The organism is Paenibacillus sp. FSL R10-2771 (assembly GCF_038000205.1).
GTDB lineage: Bacteria > Bacillota > Bacilli > Paenibacillales > Paenibacillaceae > Paenibacillus_AQ > Paenibacillus_AQ phytohabitans.
Map to the genome: position 1 here is coordinate 8,137,736 of NZ_JBBOBM010000001.1, position 19,339 is coordinate 8,157,074.

The window sequence follows — 19,339 nt, forward strand, 5'->3', positions numbered from 1 at the left end:
TGAATTCAGAATATAAATCGCTCCCTTTTCAACTAATACCTTTAATTTATATTTTTTAAAGCTTGTTGGAAAGACATATTCATTAATTCTGCTGCTCTTTCGGATGAGAAGAATTTTATATTCTCGGGTGCTTGTTCCACCAAATTTCGTTTGAAGAGATCAAGGTTATCGAAAAATTCATCAAATTCGGTTTTTAGTAATTCTAACTCATGGCTCTGAGAAACAATTCCGATATTTTTATCTCTAACAAATAATGCAATATCTCCAACATCAGTTGCAAAAATCGGTGTTGAAACGCACATCGCTTCGATTGTTACAATGGGTAATCCTTCATAAATAGAAGCAATGATTAGACCGTCTGTTGCTTTAATGAAACTAGGGACATCAGCGATATAGTTTATACGATGAACACGATTTTTCATAGTGGGCGTTTTGGCAATAACTTCTGCGACTTTTGATGATAATTCTCCGTCTCCGACCATAACAAAATCAGCATTTTCGTAAGTTTCAATAATATATTTTGCCAAAGCCAATACCTTTAGTGGTTGTTTTTGTTCAGTGAATCGTCCTATAAAGACAAAATGCATTTTTTGAGGATCTAGATTAAATTTTGATAATTCCGCTTCTCTTGAGTAGCTATCCACAGAAGTTGGAATGATTTTAGTGTTATCAACTGCGGGATAAACTAAGTCAATATTAGCAGCGTTGATACCGTAGGTATTGATGAACTTCTCTTGGATTTTTTTATTTATTGCTATAAAACGATCATAAGAATGAATAGCCGGTTTATGATAGTATTGAATCCAACCATATTCATAGTCGTAAACATCCTGAACAACTATTGCGGAATCGTTAAATACTTTTCTTATTTCGGTACTATTATCCATCATCCAAGGGGAACTATTGCATATCCATATAAGTTCAGGTTTATAAGATTCCCTTAAATTTTTAAATAAATTCAGATAATTGTCGAATGAAGTAATCTCTGCAAAGTCAAAATAATCAATTCCCATTCTTGCAATTTGGTAAAATAAACTTCCCTGCTCAGTACGATGACTCTCAATAGTTATAACAACAAAATCATATTCATTTTTCAAACGCTCCATAACCTCTATGGTATTGCGCTCCACTCCTCCTACTGCCATAAATACGGGCAGTACAAAAACGAGGGGCTTTATCTTTTTTGTTTGGGATAAGTTTATTTGATCAAGCCAAACCAAATCACGGATATAGTCTACATAAAGTATATCGTTTCCCGATATATCCATCTTTGGAAACTGATTTTTTAAATTCAATTCATTTTCGATTTGTTTACTGCCTGGAATTCTTAGAAATTTTCCAGTGGAACTTGTTATACCGGTTATAAATAAGTCAAAAGGAGCAAGATGTCTGGCGAGTAGTGTGGATTCCTTTAATGAATAGCCGTTAATGATAGGGAATACATTAAGACTGTCGGATAATATTATGAAATCGTACTGTTTTTGCATTAGGCATAGAGCAGCATTAGCCAACTGGCTAGATTCTATTGCACATTCTTTTAGATTAATTTCATAGATGTATTCTAGATAATCCTCTGATGAACAAGGTAAGGTGTCAATATGCAAATCACTAATAAATGAACAATGTTCTTGGTAATATTCCACTAAGGAAGCGATATCTTGATCGGAAGGTCCGCTTACTGTTATCCAAACTTTTTTCTTTATCTGTTGCGAATTGATAACAACAGGGGTAATTGATTCCGTATTAATTTGCTTCTTTTTTTGTTTAATTAACAAGAATGCTTTTTTTGCGCTTTTTTTCATTAATTTCAGTATTTTCCTGAAAATACTATAGAATCTTTTTTGTAGCAAGTAATTTAGTTGGTATCTAATTTCAACTGAAATAGTTCCCTCAGGAAGTTGATCACATATCAGGACAGGATCCATTTGATTCGAGAAATCATATATTTTTTCACTTGTTTTTATTGCATTTGTGAAATTGAATACAATATCTTTTTTAGAACCATCTGATAAGATAGCATGGGCGTATTCAAGGTGCATTTTGCAGTAATGGTCCAGGGGATCGAACCGTAATCCTCCAAGATGATCAATAGGTATTCTAGAGCTAAGGGTAAGGAGCTTTTCTCCAGCAGCACGAACAAACACAGAATTTTTTTCATTGAAATTATTCTTCTTATCAAAGAAAATTTGTGATCTGCCAAAGAATAAAAAGCGGAATGTGAATCTTTGGGCTGTTCTTTTTCTTGTATGTTTAGACTCTGTGTAACCTAGAGCAAGTCCCAAGTACATATAGTAACTAAATATTGCAGCATAAAATTTTGAGCATATTTTTTTTAGCTTAAAGGAATTTTTTCTTTTTAATATCATTTCAAATAATTGAGTTGATTTAATCATCAGTTGAATTAACAAACGTCCAAGGTCTCCGACTAAGTCGAAAGAATTATTTTTAGATGAATATTGCTTATACATAGTGTGGAATTCATCAATATCAACTTTTATTTCATCAACACTAAGATCTGGGTGGAGGCGTTTAAAAGTATTTAGTTCCTCACCAGCGGACTGTTGTCTTTTACAGAATTTAACCACACTATCATAAATATGATCGTGATGTCCTAAAGCATTAGGGTTGTAAAAAATTTGAACACCTAATTTATGCAACCTATAGCCTAGATCAATATCCTCGAAGCCGTACTTTTTAAAAGCAGGGTCAAATAAGCCTTCAATTTTCTCTAATTGTTCTCTTGCAACACTTACATTAGAGGTATAGAAATGTCGAAAGTCGATGATTTCAAAAGGCTTCATTCCTACGAAGCCGAATTGCTCGCATCCAATATCTGTAATATGCTTCATTAAATGATTCATTTTTATTCCGTCACGCCATTCAATACAACCGAGTGTAGCATACTCTTTTCCATTTTTTAGATATGATTCATAGTGCTCATTTAAAAAATTGGGTGTGGGAAAAATATCATCACCTGTAAAAATAATGATTTCTCCGGATGCGTACTCATAAGCGTGGTTCCGTGCTTGCGCAGCTCCACCATGTTTATTAGTAAGAACTCTTATAGGGAGGTCGTCACAATCTCTAAGAATCGAGACCGATTCATCATGAGACTCATCATCTGAAAAGATGAGCTCGTATTCGTATTTAGTCTTCAGGTCTACCTTTCTCCAATGATCTAGTAAATCGGATAATAACGAGGCTCTGTTATAAACAGCTATAATTACACTGATTTGCATATTTGCACCACCATATTTTATTCGAAATGTGTTGATTTTATTTGTAAAAGATATTCTAAATTTAATTAGTTGCTTCGACTAGTTGTTTATAAATCTCATCAACAATCTCGCTAATTTCAACCTGAGTCATAATCTTAAAATATCCCTTTAGCGTAATAAAAGTAGCCTGATCGAATTTACCTTTTATTTCGAATTGAGGATCTATATTCATGAACAGGAAGCCTTTTTTATGATACTTCAAAGCATTTAAGGGAGTTACAGATTCAATCTCACCATCGGAAAGAACCTCTTCGACATTACAAATGCAAAAACAATTTTCAATAGGATCAAACCTGAATTGCCCACTTTTGGCGATTTGTGAAATGTCAAAACTAAGTGAAAAGGTATTATCTCCTTCTGTAGTTAAAAGCTTAGTTTGTCTAAGGTCTTGTGAGTATAAGTTTTCCTCGAGGCTACTATACAACGACGCCATGTTAATTCCCAACGCGGAATCATATTTATATATGGATCCTAAATCGAACGGAGAAATAGCCCCTTTTTTATTAGAGCATAACGCAATCATGTATTTTCCATCATTATCAAGGCTAGCGTTGTGGAAGATCCGTGTTCTTCGTTCATTAAAGGCTTCATCACTAATGTTAGATATAACATGAAGTGACTGATTGTATAATTTTGTATATAAGAACTCTTGATTTAAATATTCTTTGAAATCATTAATGTAAAATTCTGCTATGTGGTAAGGGTTTGTATAGCCACTTTTATCGGTATAAATAGATCTGTTGGGAGTAGACATAATTAATATTCCATCAGGTTTTAAAATACGTTTGGCTTCTTTTAAAAACATATTTTGAATCTGTGCATCGACATGCTCTATAACTTCAAAAATTACTATACAATCAAATTCAGAATCACTAAACGGAAGATTTTCTAAAGATGCTTGTAAGAATTTCAGGTTCTTTTGATCAGAATAATGCTCTTCACACCAAGTGATAGTCTCTTGAGAAATATCAATGCCAATTACTTCTTTAGCGTACTGGGACATGAAAAGTGAACCGTATCCAGTTCCGCACCCTGCATCCAAAACCTTTAAGTTCTTCAAGCCACTTGTAATGGCTTTGTATCTATGAACATGCTCCGCTTCTATTTCTAAACCATCGTTGTCAGGAATAAATCGTTCACCTGTATATTTCATTCTTAATTAATGCCTCCTAGAAATCACTTGAATTTTCAGGGAATCTTAATACATGTAAAGGCATAAAGTTCCCTAAACGAAACTAGATCAATGGTATCACTAAGATAATTATCTAGCAAGCAACGGATTGAAGGCTATGTAAACTTTGGAAAATACATAACAAAGTAAAATTTTAAAAGGGGAATAGTATTAAAAATCATTCTCTTTTTTATCTAAAATCGTCTACAGAAGTAAATTTAATAGATTTGTCAAATGGCAGGTAAAAGCAGATTGTAGCATAGGTTATAATACGTTAGACTAATTTTGTTGTGAATTTTATGGATGTAGTAAATTAACAGTTAATTGTTAGCACCCGGGAGAACTTTCTTTATCTGCTTCTCACTAATTTGTTGCGAAAGGTGTCAGTAAAGTGGATACACAAATTCTTTTATCGACTTATAATGGGGAGAAATATATAACTGCTCAAATTGAAAGTATACTGCGACAATCTTATCAGGGAAGTAAGTTGTTAATACGTGACGATGGATCCAAAGATAACACCGTAACGTTAATTGAAAGATACTCTAAAAAGTATCCTGAAAAGATTCATTTTTTAAGTGGCCCCAATATAGGAGTGAAAAAAAGTTTTTTTGAACTTCTGCAGCAGGCTGATCCTAACTGTATGTACTACTCTTTTTGTGATCAGGACGACATATGGTTGGAGGATAAATTATCAATAGCGATTTCTGCTCTGAATAAAGAAAAACAAAACCAGCCTTTGTTGTATTTTGCGCCGACTCATTTAACAAATGAAGATTTAATTCCTCAAAAAATTTGGCCCAAACATGTCGATGTGCGTCCGTCTTTTTATAACGCTCTTGTTGATAATATAGTTGTTGGAACAACTGCTACCATTAATAATAAGTCGAGAGATCTATTATTGGCTAAGAAGCCTAACTTCCTTAATGTGATAATGCATGATTGGTGGTCCTACTTATGTGTCTCGGCACTTGGAAAAGTAATATACGGGAATGAACCTGCGGTGCTATATCGGCAACACCAGGGGAATGTAATCGGTGGTGATAAGGATTGGAAAGCGGTTGTTCGGCGAAAATTAAGCAGTTATTCAAAAAATAAAGGAAAGAAGATTCTTTATAATCAAGCTTTAGAGTTTATGGATTGCTATGGCGAATATCTTAGTGAGGAAAAAAAGAATCAATTGAAACTCTTTATTACTCCTAGACCATCTTACATCTCTAGAATAAAATATTTGCGAGAGAGTAAATTGTATAGGCAATCTTTGTATGGGAATATTTTGCTTAAGTATCTTATATTTACAGGATATATTTAGTGATTATAATTTGTGAATATATGTATATGAAGAAAATAGTGCTCATTGTTACCTCACGCCGATTAGTACCACCTCATTTTAGGGAATAAGATCATGGGGATTCACGATCCTCGTCCATCAAGGTTTTATAATAGTAGCAAATTTAATGTGAAGTAATTGGCGAGATGCTTATCATTTAGAGTGTGAATATATAGATAAACTTCTTGTATAGGTCATGTTATAATTGTAATCGGTTTGACTGTAATTATAAAATTTTGCGGAATACTAATAGTAAATGTAAAGTTTGAAATTATTGACTTTTCACTAAAGGGAGAAATAAAAATGCTTAAAAAGGATTTTCGGAATGTTAAATTATGGAGTTATTTGATTTTGGGGATATTAGTAATTTATTTAAGTGTATCTTTAGTTGTTTTTGGACGAGTTACTTTCGAGTCTCCTGCGTTAAATACAAACTTTGAAATAACAACAAAACAATTATATTCATCATTGAAGGATTTTAATCGAAACGGAGATGTTATCACATCTAACACTGAGGATCCTTGGATTAACTTGGAGTTTGAGAAGGCATTGTACATAAAAAAGATTAATATTGAGGTTTCGGGTTTAAGTGTTGATCGTACTTCTGCCCAAATCTATTATGCTAGTGTGGATAATAATTATACTGCTGACAAATATATCGACACTACTTTAAAAAATGGTAGTAATATTGTGGATTTCAAAGACAATCTCAAAATCAAGTCTTTACGACTGGATTTAACGAATTCTAAAGGGATATCTGTTGTTATTCCCAAAATACAGGTGGATCTATCAAAAAACACGTTGTTGTTTTGGACTGTTTTTACTCTTGTAGTTGTTTTATATTGTTTAGCAGTTTGTAAATCTTATTTTATTGATGAAGATAATAAAAGTAAACATCATAAAGATGGTGGAAGGGGATTGGACAATCTTAACTTGTGGAAGGAGTTAATATATTTTAATGACACCAACCATATAAAACTTCTAGGATTTAGTTTCTTAATAACATCCATGTGTTATTTTCCTTATATTTCAAATCTTTTGTATTCAATTGATGATTATTATTTAAACCAAATTTATGATATTAACCTCAATACCCTAGGGTATAATTTTTATTCAACAGGAAGGTTCTCAGAAGCAATACTGGCACAATTTTTTTATTTTTTGAATATTCAACCTCTAACAAAGCCGCTTGGCCCTCTACTATTTATTGGCGCTATGTGCTTAATAGGTTTGTATTTTACGAAATTACTGAAAATTCGTTCCTTTAATGTTTCATTGGGGTTTATATTGATATTTACCACTAATCCTTTCTTATCCGAAATTTTCAGTTACAGCATTGTTACAGCTTACAGCGCATTTGCAGTCTTAGCTCTTTGTATGGGAGTAGTTTTTGGGGAAATATATGTTAGAGAACGCAAGGTGCATTTCCTTTTACTGTCACTCGTTGGATATTTATGTTCACTTACTGTATACCAGATTTTTTTCCCGATTGTAAGCATCATTTTAATATATAGATTAATTGTTCCAACTGATTTGCTTGAAGATGTAACAATAAAAAAGAGAGAGCATTATAAGCGTGCAATTCCTTTCTTGATATATATTTTATCCTTTGTGCTATATACCGTAATATTGAAAGTGTGTTTCTATTTTTGGCCGCCAACATTGAAGTATTCAGGCGGCGACATAAGTGAGTTTTTGAACAATATAAAAACTAAAGAGTATTGGGATCTGTTATACAGTAATATTCGAATGTATACTTTCCAGGATAACCCATTTAATTCCAAAATCATTAATTCCTTGATATGGTTGTTTTCTTTGGGGACTCTCATAACTTATTACCTTAGAAAAGGGGTTTCAAATCTAGTTTCTGGCCGTAAGTTGCGAAATGTTCTTTTAAGTTTCATGTTGATAGTTACACTGGGGTTATGTTTATCATTTGGATTTTCCATACTACGACCGGTAGAAATCTCCTCAAGATCTCTTACAGCTTTTGGGCTATATCAAAGTCTTTTAGTTCTGTTTTCTTATTATTTACTAACTGCATTGGATGTGAAATCATCAAGAAAGAAAATAATGATTACTATCATTGCAATAATAGTGTTGTTTGGTAATATGGGGCGTATCGGCCGGAGTTCTATGGATCAACATAGATTAAATAATCTTGAGCATAGTCTCGTTACTAGGATTGTATCCAGAATGGAAACAAACAATGATTTTTCTCCTAATTCCAAGCTTGTTATTGTGGGTTCACCAGAAACAGGGGGGTTATCAAGAACAAACTTTGGAGACTATAATACACCAGCAATCCGTCAATTTGCAAAAGTATTCCTATTCAATGAAATTTCTGGGTATAATTTTCAAACGCCAAATGATAAAGACATTGAAAAAGCAAATTCTATTTTAGAGAATATGGAACCTTGGCCTAGTGCGAGTTCTATTAAGTATGTGGATAATCTGTTTATCGTAAAGTTGAACTGATGTGTGTACTTGATAAGGGCTGTTAAACGATTTTATATAATGGAGGAAAAAAATGCTAAGCATTCGTCTTAAAGATAAAAAAGGTAAGTATTATTTTCTTGTTTTATCACTCTTGATATTTATTTATTATTTGAGACAGAACTACTTCGTTAGTTATTATGACGAGAGTGGATATATAAATGTTAGCAGAAATATATTGAATTTAGGGTTGCTTAACATAAATGAACCGCTTAGAACTTACTTTTACCCCTTAATAATATCTTGTGTTAGTATATTTACCAATGGGAATATGGAAGTTATTAAGACAATAATGAGTGTTTTGCAATTTGTAGTATACACATATACAATCCTTACAATTGCTGAAAAAACTCATCTTTTAATTGATAGTAAGGTGGGATATTATCTCATCTTAGGCTTTGGGTTACTTAACCCATATCTTATTCAATCTACCACATTATTACTTACCGATGTGTTAGCCTCCTGCTGCATTGTCCTCTCCTTAATTAAATTGGTATTTGGGGATTTCAACAAACTATTGACATATTTTTGGGTTATAGCTTTAGCGTATATTGCAGTCATGATAAGACCCGCTTCTTTGATCTTAGTTCCAATTATTATTGTTTTGCTAATAATTCGGACATTAATCTTAAAGGATGTTTCAATCTTAAAAGCTTGTTTGATCTCTATTATTTCACTAATAATATTTTTCCCGCAGTTATATAACAATGTGAAACAGTTTGATAACTGGACTCCCTTAGTGAATACGAATTTGTATGAGTTTCAAAGCAATTTGGCAACGAAAAATTTGAAATATGGAACGGTTATCATTAACAATGAAGAACCAGGTATGTTTTTTGTTTCCCCCCATCCTGTCAATGAGTCAGTTAAGGGAATGTATGATTTAATCTACAAAGATTTCCCGGGTTTCTTAATAGTATATTCTTCACATTTATTTGGAGTATTGGATTGGGGATATGTTGATACATATATAACTGATTACTATCCACCCAGTAGAGTGATTTCTTCATTGTTTCTTTATATGTACTGGATTACAGCATTCTATGGGTTGTACACAATATTTAGAAACAAACAGCCTAACAAACAACAAATTTACTTTATAATATCTTTTATAGGTTCTTTTCTTTTTTATTGGGCATTTATTGGGACCACTATTATAGAATCAAGATTCGGTTACCCACTCTTTATGTTGTTATTGCCATTCGTAGGGTGGGGAGCTAAAAATGCTTACAATAATATAAGAAGTGGCACCAATTCTTTCAACTATAAAAGATGTATCCAATATGTTTTGATTTGTCTTATCTTTATGGCTTTAGCTTTATATATATCCTTTTTGATTGACTATCAGACTGGAAGAATTAACTGGCTTGAATTTTTAATGAAACGAGGGGGATGAAGGTGCAGACATTTACAAGTAAATTAGTTAAAATAGAGTCGCTGGGTGACGAAAGAGGTCAACTGACAGTACTTGAAGAGAATAAATACATCCCATTTGAGTTCAAACGGGTATTTTATATTTATGGCACTATATCAGGGGTTCGTAGGGGGTTCCACGCCCATTATAAAACCCGACAGGCATTAATTTGTGTTTCAGGAAGTTGCAAAGTGCATTTAGATAATATTAGAAGGACTGAAGAGATACTACTGGAATCACCGAATACAATTCTAATCCTTGAACCGAATGATTGGCATGAAATGTATGACTTTTCACCAGACTGCGTTCTTTTGGTTATTGCATCTCATATGTATGATTCTGCAGATTATATACGTGATTATTCTAGATTTCAGGAGGTATACGGGTCATGAGCTCATTTTTTGCTCACTCACATGCTATAGTAGAAAGTAAGAAGATTGGTGCAGATACTCGGATATGGGCCTTTGCACATATCTTACCTGATGTTGAAATTGGAAGGAATTGCAATATAAATGATCATACATTTATTGAGAATGATGTAACTATCGGAGATAATGTCACGATTAAGTCAGGTGTCTATATATGGGACGGAGCTAGAATTGGTAATAATGTATTTATTGGACCTAATGTAACTTTTACTAACGACATAAGACCAAGATCTAAACAATATCCAAGCGAGTTTCTTAAGACTTTATTAGATGACTACTGTTCGATAGGGGCAAATTCTACAATTATAGCAGGGAACACCATAGGAAAGTATGCTATGATTGGCGCTGGATCTGTGGTGACTACTGATATTCCTAATAACACATTATGGTATGGGAATCCAGCTAAGTTCAAAGGATATATATGTAACTGCGGAGAAAAAATAGACGAAAATTTTAAATGCCTTGAGTGTGGCCATGAATATGCAATTAATAATACAGGTTTTCTGGAGATACAAATTTAATTTAATACGAAAGATGTAAACTATATATGAAAAAGGTGAAATAGATGATTTCCTTCCTTGATTTAAAAAAAATCAACTTACGACATGAAAAAGAAATAATGGAATCAGTCGAAAAAGTACTACATTCGGGATGGTATATTTTAGGAGAAGAAGTAAAGGGTTTTGAACAGAAGTATGCAGAATACTGTGGAACAGAATATTGTCTAGGTGTAGCGAATTGCCTTGATGCACTTGAGTTGATTATACACGCTTATGGAATTGGGGAACATGATGAAGTCATTGTTCCTTCCAATACTTATATTGCCTCAATTCTAAGTGTTTCGGCAAATGGAGCAACACCGATACTGGTTGAACCAGATCTAAATACTTATAATATTGATCCAGCTTTAATTGAAGAAAAGATTACACCTCGAACTAAAGCAATACTAGTTGTTCATTTATATGGACAAGCTTGCGATATGGATCCTATTATGGAGATTGCAAAAAGATATGATCTTAAAGTAATTGAAGATTGTGCCCAAGCACATGGAGCTTTATATAAAGGTAAAAGAGTTGGGAGTATTGGCGACGCTGCGGGATTCAGCTTTTATCCAGGGAAAAATCTTGGTGCACTAGGAGACGGTGGTGCAATTACAACAAGTGATAAGGAACTATATGGTAAATTACACGCTTTGAGGAATTATGGATCAAAAAAGAAATATGAAAATTTGTTTAAAGGTTATAACAGCCGACTTGACGAATTGCAAGCTCCGATATTGTTAGAGAAACTGAAGTGGCTTGATCAAGATAATGCACACAGAAGAGACATTGCGGAATACTACTCCTCATCCATTATAAATCCTAATCTAACGCTTCCTCTCGTTCTAGGAGAACCTGAGTCTCATGTATGGCATGTGTACCCTATAAGAACTGGAAACAGGGAACATTTCATGAATTATATGAATGAAAATGGTATTCAAACTTTGATTCACTATCCTATCCCTCCTCATAAACAGGCTGCATACAAAGAATGGGGACATCTAAACTATCCAATTTCCGAACAAATTCATAACGAAATAGTAAGTCTGCCTATCAGCCCGGTTTTTGATTTAGAAGATGCTCGATATGTTGCGGAGGTAATTAATCGTTATGAAGCAATTTAAGTTTTCTATTGTAATTCCTGTATATTTTAATGAACTCAATCTTCCTCATACAATTCCTAGACTTAAGGAGTTACAAAAGCTGTTACCTAATTACGAATTAGAGTTTGTTTTTGTAGATGATGGCTCAGGAGATTCTTCTTTATCTGTTCTTCTTGAGGAAAGGCAGAAAGATGAAAGAATAAAGGTAATAAAGTTAAGTAGAAATTTCGGATCAATGTCAGCTATCCAGGCAGGGTTATTAGAAGCTACTGGTGACTGCGTTGGAATTATTTCTGCTGATTTGCAGGACCCTCCGGAATTATTCGTTCAAATGATAGAGAAATGGAAAAATGGAAAGAAAATTGTGCTTGCTACCCGTTCTGATCGTGAAGAATCACTATCTCAGAAGGCGTTCTCTAACGGATATTATTTTCTGCTTGAAAAGCTTGCTCTAAAAGGATACCCCAAGGGTGGTTTTGATTTTGTATTGATTGACCGGCAAGTAGTACAAGAAATTACCCACATAAAAGAGAAAAACACCAATGTAATGAGTCTTATTTATTGGCTTGGGTATGATCAAGAACTTGTACCATATGTGCGTGAACAGAGGAAATTAGGTAAGTCTAGATGGACACTCTCAAAAAAAATTAAATTGTTTGTGGATTCATTTGTAAGCTTTTCGTACACGCCTATTCGTTTTATGTCAATTATTGGATTTATCACTGCTCTTCTAAGTTTTTTTTATGGTATATTTGTAGTGGCTGGAACATTATTCGGATTTATTGAATTACAGGGTTGGACGACAATAATAGCTTTAATTACGTTCTTACTTGGAATTATTATGATTATGCTAGGAATCATTGGGGAGTACATGTGGAGGATACTAGATGAAAGTAGAAGAAGACCTTCATATATTATTGATGAAATTTATAAATAAACCATTCTTCCGATTTGTTATTAGTGGGATACTTAACACTGCAGTTACCTATGCACTATATTTGGTTTTGCTCTTATTTATAGAGTATAAAACATCGTATACTATCTCTTACATAATAGGTATATTTTTCTCCTATTATTTAAGTACTAAGTTTGTATTTAAAGAGAGTGTATCTTTCATAAAGTTTTTAAAATTTCCCATAGTTTATTTAGTTCAGTATTTTATTAACCTTCTTTTTGTTTTTCTTTTCGTTGAAAAATTGGGTGTCTCATCACAAATTGTACCCATCATCGTTACTTTTATTTCTATTCCGATAACATTTGTTCTTTCCAAATTCATTATTGTTTCAAGAAAAGCGTAAAGTGGTCATCTGTAGTTTTATCTGCTCGATTACATTTCGCTTACCAATAGCATAGAATAAGATTAATACGACCATATTGGTATACTCAAAAACAAAAGGTGGTTTTTTGTAATGAAACTGCTTGTTACCGGCGGAGCCGGCTTCATCGGCAGCAACTTCGTAATTTATATGCTGCAGCAACATCCTGATTACCAGATCGTCAACGTGGATGCGTTGACTTACGCAGGGAATCTTGAGAACTTGAAATCAATCGAGAATCATCCGAACTATACATTTGTCAAAGCGGACATTACCGATGTAGCGGCGATGGATGCGCTGATCGGTGACGGTGTGGATGTCGTGGTTAACTTTGCCGCAGAGTCGCACGTGGACCGGAGTATTCTGGAGCCGGAAGTGTTTGTGAAGACGAATGTGCTGGGTACTCAAGTACTGCTGGATGCAGCTAAGAAATACAGTGTAACCAAATTCGTGCAAGTGTCCACGGATGAAGTCTATGGATCGCTTGGCGCTACGGGTCTGTTCACTGAAGAAACACCGCTGACACCGAACAGTCCTTATTCCGCGAGCAAAGCGGGCGGGGATTTGCTGGTTCGAGCTTATCACGAAACATTCGGATTGCCGGTTAATATTACCCGTTGCTCCAATAACTACGGCCCGTATCAGTTCCCGGAGAAGCTGATTCCGCTGATGATCTCCCGTGCACTGGCTGATCAGGCGCTGCCTGTATATGGTGACGGAATGAATATCCGTGACTGGCTGTATGTTGAGGATCACTGCAGCGCAATCGATCTGGTAATTCATGAAGGTGTGAATGGTGAAGTGTACAACATCGGTGGCAATAATGAGCGGACGAATGTGCATATCGTGAATACCGTGTTACAGGAGCTGGGCAAACCGGATTCGCTGATTTCTTATGTTCAGGACCGTCCTGGACATGACCGCCGTTACGGTATAGATCCGACCAAGATCACGAACGAGCTGGGGTGGAAGCCAAAGCATACGTTCGAAACGGGCATTAAGGAAACCATTCAGTGGTATCTGAATAACAAAGAATGGTGGACCCGCATTCAGTCCGGAGAATACCAGAAGTATGCCGCACTCCAGTACGGCAGCCGTCTTGGGGATTCACTGTAATGGCGAAAATGAAAGTGTTCGTTACAGGTTCGGGAGGACAGCTGGGGCAAGATCTTATGCTCTTGCTTCAAGGTCAGGATTATGAGGTTCTGGGCTGTGACCGTCAGGAGATGGATATTACTGATCTGGACCAGTGCCAGGAGGTTATCGGTGCTTTTGCTCCTGATGCTGTTATTCATTGTGCGGCCCATACCGCGGTTGATGCGGCAGAGACCGATGTTGACGCAGCGTACCTGATTAATGCTACCGGAAGCCGGAATGTGGCTCTTGCTGCAGAAAAGGCGGGCGCCAAGCTGGTCTATATCAGCACGGATTATGTGTTCGATGGCATGGGGGTTCAGCCTTACCATGAATATGATAATACAGATCCTAAGAGTATCTACGGTAAGTCTAAACGGGCTGGAGAGATCCTGGTCCAGTCTTTATCGTCTAAATTCTTTATCGTACGTACCTCTTGGGTTTATGGCAAATACGGCAATAACTTTGTGAAAACCATGCTGAAGCTGGGGCAGGAAAAGCCGTTGCTGCAGGTTGTAGATGACCAGAAGGGCTCGCCTACCTATACGGTGGACCTGGCAAGATTCTTGCTTGAGCTTATCCAGACTGAAAAGTATGGAGTGTACCATGCCTCGAACACAGAGTCTTGTACATGGTATGAATTCACCCAGGCCATCTTTGCGGAAGCAGAAGATATTCTGGGGCTGAAGTTCACAGCGAAGCTTGAGCCGTGTGCTACCGAACAGTTTCCACGTCCAGCGCCGCGTCCGCGCAACTCGGTGATGGAGCATCTGGCCATCCGTACCAACGGGTTCCAGGACATCCGCCCATGGCGGGAAGGTCTGAGAGACTTTTTGCTGGAGCTGAAGTAACCATTGGCGCGGGATTTGCATAAATAACTAACTATATAAGCCGCATTAAAAAATAAACAAAAAGCGAAAGAAGCGGAGGACAAATTTGGAACTGTAGGAGCGGTAGCGACCGCCTTTGTCACCGGATTTCTACCGCGAATAGCGGATCAAGAAATATGGGACAACAGCGGCCGGAAGTCCAAATGTTCACCGCAGTGACGACTAAGCTTCAAGTTCAAATTAAAAGTGAGTCTTATATAGCAACTAATGAAACTCCTGATCGCTTATGCGGTAAGGAGTTTTTTGCTGTCTGTGACAATATAGCAATAGGGTTGAACCACAATAACTATTTAACTAACATTACCTTCTAATGTGCTTAACATAGCCTGTCAACCTTCTTTTCGCTATAATAGATATAGATTTCCCAATAAAGAACCAGAAATTCGAGGTCACCTATGAACCCTAAAACAGTCAGTATACATATCGTTACCTATAACAGCGCGGATGACATCATTGAATGCTTGTCGGCTGTATTAGCTCAGGATTATCCGGTCAAAAAAATTGTCATAGTGGACAACGCTTCAACAGATGGTTCGGCGGATAAGGTCAGAGCTTTCTATCACCAGCTACATTCTAACTCAACTAAAGTAATCTCAGCGGACTTTCAAGCACCCAGCTCCGCAGGTAGCAGTACCCGGACATCTGCACTTGTCCTTCTTGAAAATGAACACAACACCGGCTTTGCCCCCGCACACAACCAGGCTATCGCCGGCACTAATACAGACTATGTACTGGTACTGAATCCCGATCTCACGTTGGCTCCGGATTATATATCCAGACTAGTCGCCTGCTTTGAAGCCAATCCCCGGATCGGCAGTGCCACAGGTAAACTGCTGCTGAAGGCGGATCACTCGCTTGTGGACAGCACGGGACTGCGGATGAATAGAGCACGCCGGGCGTTTGACCGTGGAGCGGGAGAGTCCGCTGATCTGTGGAACGAGTCTGGTGTGGTATTCGGCGTATCCGGTGCAGCAGCGATGTACTCCCGGCGGATGATTGAGGATATTTGTATCGAAGGTGAGTTTTTTGATGCGGACTTTTTTGCCTATAAGGAAGATGTGGATGTAGCCTGGCGCGCCGGGTTGTTTGGGTGGCAGGCCTACTATGATGCGGAAGCGATAGGTTACCACGAACGGGGCTGGAAGACATCCGGGCGGAGCGGCAAGGCGATGTTCATCAAGCGGATTTCTTATATCAACCGCTATAAAATGATCTATAAGAACGAGTCCTCCCGCAGGATGCTGCTTACCCTACTATATTCTCTGCCGTATGAGATCGCCGCACATGGCTACTCGTTATTGAAGGAACCTAAGTTATTGGGAGCCTGGCCATCTTTCTTCTCGCAGTGGACAGCTCTGAAACGCAAGCGCCGTTATATTCAGGAGAAGGCTAAGCGTCAGGGATTATGAAGCGAAACGAGAGAGAACTCAACCGATTGTGAAAAAGATTCTTCTATTCCCCGGATTTTCATCAGCTATTTAGATTGAACTTAAAAATAAATGGACAGGGAAAAGTGGCGGAGGAGAATTTTGGAACTGTAGGAGCGATAGCGTCCGCCTTTGTCTGCGGATTTCCACCGCGAACAGCGTTAAAAATCAAGAAATCTGCAGACAACAGCGGCCGGAGGGCCAAACATTCTTTGGAGTCACGGCAATCCGATAATAGATAAAATACAAGTTCAATCTTATAGCACTGTTCCTCCCACATTATCCTCACGCTTGTAAAAACCTCCCTGAACAGGCTGCGCCTATCAAGGAGGTTTTTGTGTTATAATAATTGTCGATAGATTACTATATTTGTCAGGAGAGTATAGCAGTGAATGTAGATGTTAGTATAATCATTCTAAATTACAACACATGCCGCCTGACGATGGACTGTCTGAGGTCGGTATATGATTCCGAGACCCGCTACTCCTATGAAATTATTTTAATAGATAATAACTCCCATGATCACTCGGTAGAGACGATAAGCAAGGAATTCCCGGATGTGCTGCTGATTGCCAATTCGGAGAATGTAGGGTTTGCCAAGGGTAATAATCAGGGGATGGAAGCGGCCTCCGGGCGCTATGTGCTGCTGCTCAATTCCGATACGGTGGTGCGTAAGGATACGCTGGAGACAATGGTTGCTTTTATGGACACCCGTCCGGATCTGGGGGCTTCTGGCTGTAAGGTGATTTTGCCGGATGGTTCGCTGGATAAGGCCTGCAAAAGAGGATTCCCGACGCCATCCGCTTCCTTCTATTATGCTTTTGGCTTCAGTAAGCTGTTTCCGGACCGTCCAAGGTTCAACGGCTATCAGCTGGGTTATCTGGACCCCGACGACTCCTACCCGGTAGATTGTCTGGTGGGAGCGTTCATGCTGCTGCGGCGGGAGACCATCGAGCAGGTGGGCGGACTGGATGAGACGTTTTTTATGTATGGAGAGGATCTGGACTGGTGTTACCGGATCAAAGCGGCCGGCTGGGGGATTTATTACTATCCGCAGACATCGATCGTGCATCTCAAAGGTGGCAGTGCGCGCCGCAGACCGTTTAAGATCGTGTACGAATTTCACCGGGCGATGATTTTATTCCATAAGAAGCATTATAGCAGGCGGTACAACAGTATGATAAACGGAGCGGTATATGCGGGAGTCGGCGTCAAGTTCACGCTTTCGCTGCTGCGCAATGCGCTGATTGCTCCACGCAAGGTTCCAACACCAGCACAGAGTCTGACAGTCTCCGGGGAAGCCGGTTTACGCAATGAATCGAATACTGAGGTGAGATTATGATCCGCCGTAATCAAAAGTTTCTAACACAGTTATATATGGTTGCCGATTTCCTGGTCATTCAAGTGGCCTTTCTGGCTGCCTGGTGGCTGAAGTTCAAAAGCGGTTTGCTGGAATCCTACAGGACTCTTCCTGTAGAGTCTTATGCTTACTGGAGTATTATCTACGGAGCCATCGCTATTCTGATCGGAATTGTGCTTCAATTGTATTTGCCGAAGCGCAAGAAACGGTTCATTGACGAATTCATCAAAATCTTTCAGGTTCACGCCATGGGTATCTTCATTCTGCTCGGCCTGATGTTCTTCCTGAAGGAGATTGACGTCTCCCGTCAATATCTCGCTATATATATGGGCTTCAATATTCTTTCCATTATGCTGTACCGTTATGTGCTGAAGAAGATGCTGAAATCGCTGCGTGAAAAAGGCTTCAACCGCCAGTTTGTACTGATTCTCGGCGCAGGTACGCTGGGTAAGAGATTCTACAATAATCTGGAGCAGTATCCTGAGCTGGGGTACGAGGCCATCGGCTTCCTGGATGATTTTCATGAATGGGATGGTCTTGAGGAACAACGGTATAAGCCGATTCTCGGCACCGTGGATCAGCTGGAAGGCATGCTGGAGATGCTGCCGGTCGATGAGGTCATTCTGGCGCTTCCGCTGGATGCCCATTCGAAATATCCGACCATTATCGCTACCTGCGAGAAGGCGGGTGTACGGACACTGATTATCCCTGACTTCTTCGACTACCTGCCAGCCCGTCCTTACTTCGATAACTTCGCCGGGATGCCGATGATTAACGTACGCGACATTCCGCTGGATATGGCCGGCAACAAAATGGCGAAGCGGGCGTTTGATCTGGTGTTTTCCCTGTTCGCCATTATTATGCTGTCTCCTGTAATGCTGATTGTAGCGCTGGGTGTGCGCCTAACCTCGCCCGGACCTATTATTTTCAAGCAGGAGCGTGTAGGACTTAACCGCCGTAACTTCATGATGTACAAGTTCCGTTCGATGAAGATGCAGACAGACGGTGAAGTGGATACGGGCTGGAGTACGCGTGAAGATCCGCGCCGCACACGTTTTGGGACATTTATCCGCCGGACCAGTCTGGATGAGCTGCCGCAATTTTTCAATGTGCTGTTTGGCCAGATGAGTGTGGTCGGTCCGCGTCCGGAGCGCCCGTACTTTGTAGAGCAGTTCCGCGGTGAGATTCCGAAGTATATGGTGAAGCACCATGTGCGTCCGGGGATTACCGGCTGGGCTCAGAGCAACGGTCTGCGCGGGGACACGTCGATTGAGGACCGGATCAAACACGACATTTTCTATATCGAAAACTGGTCACTACTGTTCGACATCCGGATCATCGCCAAAACCATCCGCAACGGCTTCAAGAACGCTTATTAATGGACCGGTCTCATACTATATCATTCCATAGAAACGGTTGCTGCCCCCCCTGAGGACGACACAGCCGTTTCTTC

The 19,339-nt window shown here is 38.3% G+C and carries 15 protein-coding genes; 13 read left to right on the plus strand and 2 right to left on the minus strand.

What is annotated here, in order from left to right; genetic code table 11:
• Positions 1 to 41: 41 nt before the first annotated feature.
• Positions 42 to 3,239 (minus strand): glycosyltransferase, encoded by a 3,198-nt coding sequence (locus NSU14_RS35330; protein WP_340948849.1) that lies wholly within the window; start codon positions 3,237 to 3,239, stop codon positions 42 to 44.
• Between the two features lie 61 nt (positions 3,240 to 3,300).
• A complete protein-coding gene (locus NSU14_RS35335) occupies positions 3,301 to 4,431 on the minus strand; it encodes a class I SAM-dependent methyltransferase (RefSeq protein ID WP_340948850.1) in 1,131 nt (376 codons plus the stop codon).
• A 409-nt stretch (positions 4,432 to 4,840) separates the two neighbouring features.
• Between NSU14_RS35335 and NSU14_RS35340 the strand changes: the two genes are divergently transcribed.
• From NSU14_RS35340 to NSU14_RS35400, 13 genes are all read left to right on the plus strand, one after another.
• Positions 4,841 to 5,761, plus strand: a complete 921-nt coding sequence (locus NSU14_RS35340) for a glycosyltransferase family 2 protein (protein ID WP_340948851.1) — start codon at positions 4,841 to 4,843, stop codon at positions 5,759 to 5,761.
• Between the two features lie 321 nt (positions 5,762 to 6,082).
• Entirely contained in the window at positions 6,083 to 8,257 is a 2,175-nt protein-coding gene (locus NSU14_RS35345; RefSeq protein WP_340948852.1) for a glucosyltransferase domain-containing protein, read from the plus strand.
• A gap of 52 nt (positions 8,258 to 8,309) precedes the next feature.
• Positions 8,310 to 9,671: a hypothetical protein gene (locus NSU14_RS35350; protein ID WP_340948853.1), complete on the plus strand. Its 1,362-nt coding sequence runs from the start codon at positions 8,310 to 8,312 to the stop codon at positions 9,669 to 9,671.
• A 2-nt stretch (positions 9,672 to 9,673) separates the two neighbouring features.
• Complete coding sequence (locus NSU14_RS35355) at positions 9,674 to 10,081, plus strand: sugar 3,4-ketoisomerase (protein ID WP_445670079.1); 408 nt, start codon at positions 9,674 to 9,676, stop codon at positions 10,079 to 10,081.
• Positions 10,078 to 10,638 (plus strand): acyltransferase, encoded by a 561-nt coding sequence (locus NSU14_RS35360; RefSeq protein WP_340948856.1) that lies wholly within the window; start codon positions 10,078 to 10,080, stop codon positions 10,636 to 10,638. Before NSU14_RS35355 ends, NSU14_RS35360 begins: the two co-directional genes overlap by 4 nt.
• A gap of 44 nt (positions 10,639 to 10,682) precedes the next feature.
• The gene (locus tag NSU14_RS35365; protein WP_340948857.1) at positions 10,683 to 11,780 is read left to right on the plus strand and encodes a DegT/DnrJ/EryC1/StrS family aminotransferase; all 1,098 of its coding nucleotides are present in this window, start codon (positions 10,683 to 10,685) and stop codon (positions 11,778 to 11,780) included.
• Positions 11,767 to 12,696 (plus strand): glycosyltransferase family 2 protein, encoded by a 930-nt coding sequence (locus NSU14_RS35370; protein ID WP_340948858.1) that lies wholly within the window; start codon positions 11,767 to 11,769, stop codon positions 12,694 to 12,696. Before NSU14_RS35365 ends, NSU14_RS35370 begins: the two co-directional genes overlap by 14 nt.
• Entirely contained in the window at positions 12,680 to 13,057 is a 378-nt protein-coding gene (locus NSU14_RS35375) for a GtrA family protein (protein WP_340949045.1), read from the plus strand. The genes NSU14_RS35370 and NSU14_RS35375 overlap by 17 nt, the downstream gene beginning before the upstream one ends.
• Before the next feature lie 111 nt (positions 13,058 to 13,168).
• Entirely contained in the window at positions 13,169 to 14,191 is a 1,023-nt protein-coding gene (rfbB, locus tag NSU14_RS35380; protein ID WP_340948859.1) for a dTDP-glucose 4,6-dehydratase, read from the plus strand.
• Between the two features lie 8 nt (positions 14,192 to 14,199).
• On the plus strand, positions 14,200 to 15,060 hold the full coding sequence (gene rfbD / locus NSU14_RS35385) for a dTDP-4-dehydrorhamnose reductase (protein ID WP_042141731.1): 861 nt from the start codon (positions 14,200 to 14,202) through the stop codon (positions 15,058 to 15,060).
• A gap of 434 nt (positions 15,061 to 15,494) precedes the next feature.
• Positions 15,495 to 16,508: a glycosyltransferase family 2 protein gene (locus tag NSU14_RS35390; protein WP_340948861.1), complete on the plus strand. Its 1,014-nt coding sequence runs from the start codon at positions 15,495 to 15,497 to the stop codon at positions 16,506 to 16,508.
• A 460-nt stretch (positions 16,509 to 16,968) separates the two neighbouring features.
• On the plus strand, positions 16,969 to 17,868 hold the full coding sequence (locus NSU14_RS35395) for a glycosyltransferase family 2 protein (RefSeq protein WP_445670109.1): 900 nt from the start codon (positions 16,969 to 16,971) through the stop codon (positions 17,866 to 17,868).
• Positions 17,865 to 19,265 (plus strand): undecaprenyl-phosphate glucose phosphotransferase, encoded by a 1,401-nt coding sequence (locus NSU14_RS35400; protein WP_039307143.1) that lies wholly within the window; start codon positions 17,865 to 17,867, stop codon positions 19,263 to 19,265. The genes NSU14_RS35395 and NSU14_RS35400 overlap by 4 nt, the downstream gene beginning before the upstream one ends.
• Positions 19,266 to 19,339 lie beyond the last annotated feature (74 nt).

Excerpts from the sequence above, each read along its gene's own strand:
- NSU14_RS35330 (WP_340948849.1), bottom strand. The coding sequence starts at position 3,239 with ATGCAAATCAGTGTAATTATAGCTGTTTATAACAGAGCCTCGTTATTA.
- NSU14_RS35335 (WP_340948850.1), bottom strand. The coding sequence starts at position 4,431 with ATGAAATATACAGGTGAACGATTTATTCCTGACAACGATGGTTTAGAA.
- NSU14_RS35345 (WP_340948852.1), top strand. The coding sequence starts at position 6,083 with ATGCTTAAAAAGGATTTTCGGAATGTTAAATTATGGAGTTATTTGATT.
- NSU14_RS35350 (WP_340948853.1), top strand. The coding sequence starts at position 8,310 with ATGCTAAGCATTCGTCTTAAAGATAAAAAAGGTAAGTATTATTTTCTT.
- NSU14_RS35360 (WP_340948856.1), top strand. The coding sequence starts at position 10,078 with ATGAGCTCATTTTTTGCTCACTCACATGCTATAGTAGAAAGTAAGAAG.
- NSU14_RS35365 (WP_340948857.1), top strand. The coding sequence starts at position 10,683 with ATGATTTCCTTCCTTGATTTAAAAAAAATCAACTTACGACATGAAAAA.
- NSU14_RS35370 (WP_340948858.1), top strand. The coding sequence starts at position 11,767 with ATGAAGCAATTTAAGTTTTCTATTGTAATTCCTGTATATTTTAATGAA.
- NSU14_RS35375 (WP_340949045.1), top strand. The coding sequence starts at position 12,680 with ATGAAATTTATAAATAAACCATTCTTCCGATTTGTTATTAGTGGGATA.
- rfbB (WP_340948859.1), top strand. The coding sequence starts at position 13,169 with ATGAAACTGCTTGTTACCGGCGGAGCCGGCTTCATCGGCAGCAACTTC.
- rfbD (WP_042141731.1), top strand. The coding sequence starts at position 14,200 with ATGAAAGTGTTCGTTACAGGTTCGGGAGGACAGCTGGGGCAAGATCTT.
- NSU14_RS35390 (WP_340948861.1), top strand. The coding sequence starts at position 15,495 with ATGAACCCTAAAACAGTCAGTATACATATCGTTACCTATAACAGCGCG.
- NSU14_RS35395 (WP_445670109.1), top strand. The coding sequence starts at position 16,969 with ATGGACTGTCTGAGGTCGGTATATGATTCCGAGACCCGCTACTCCTAT.
- NSU14_RS35400 (WP_039307143.1), top strand. The coding sequence starts at position 17,865 with ATGATCCGCCGTAATCAAAAGTTTCTAACACAGTTATATATGGTTGCC.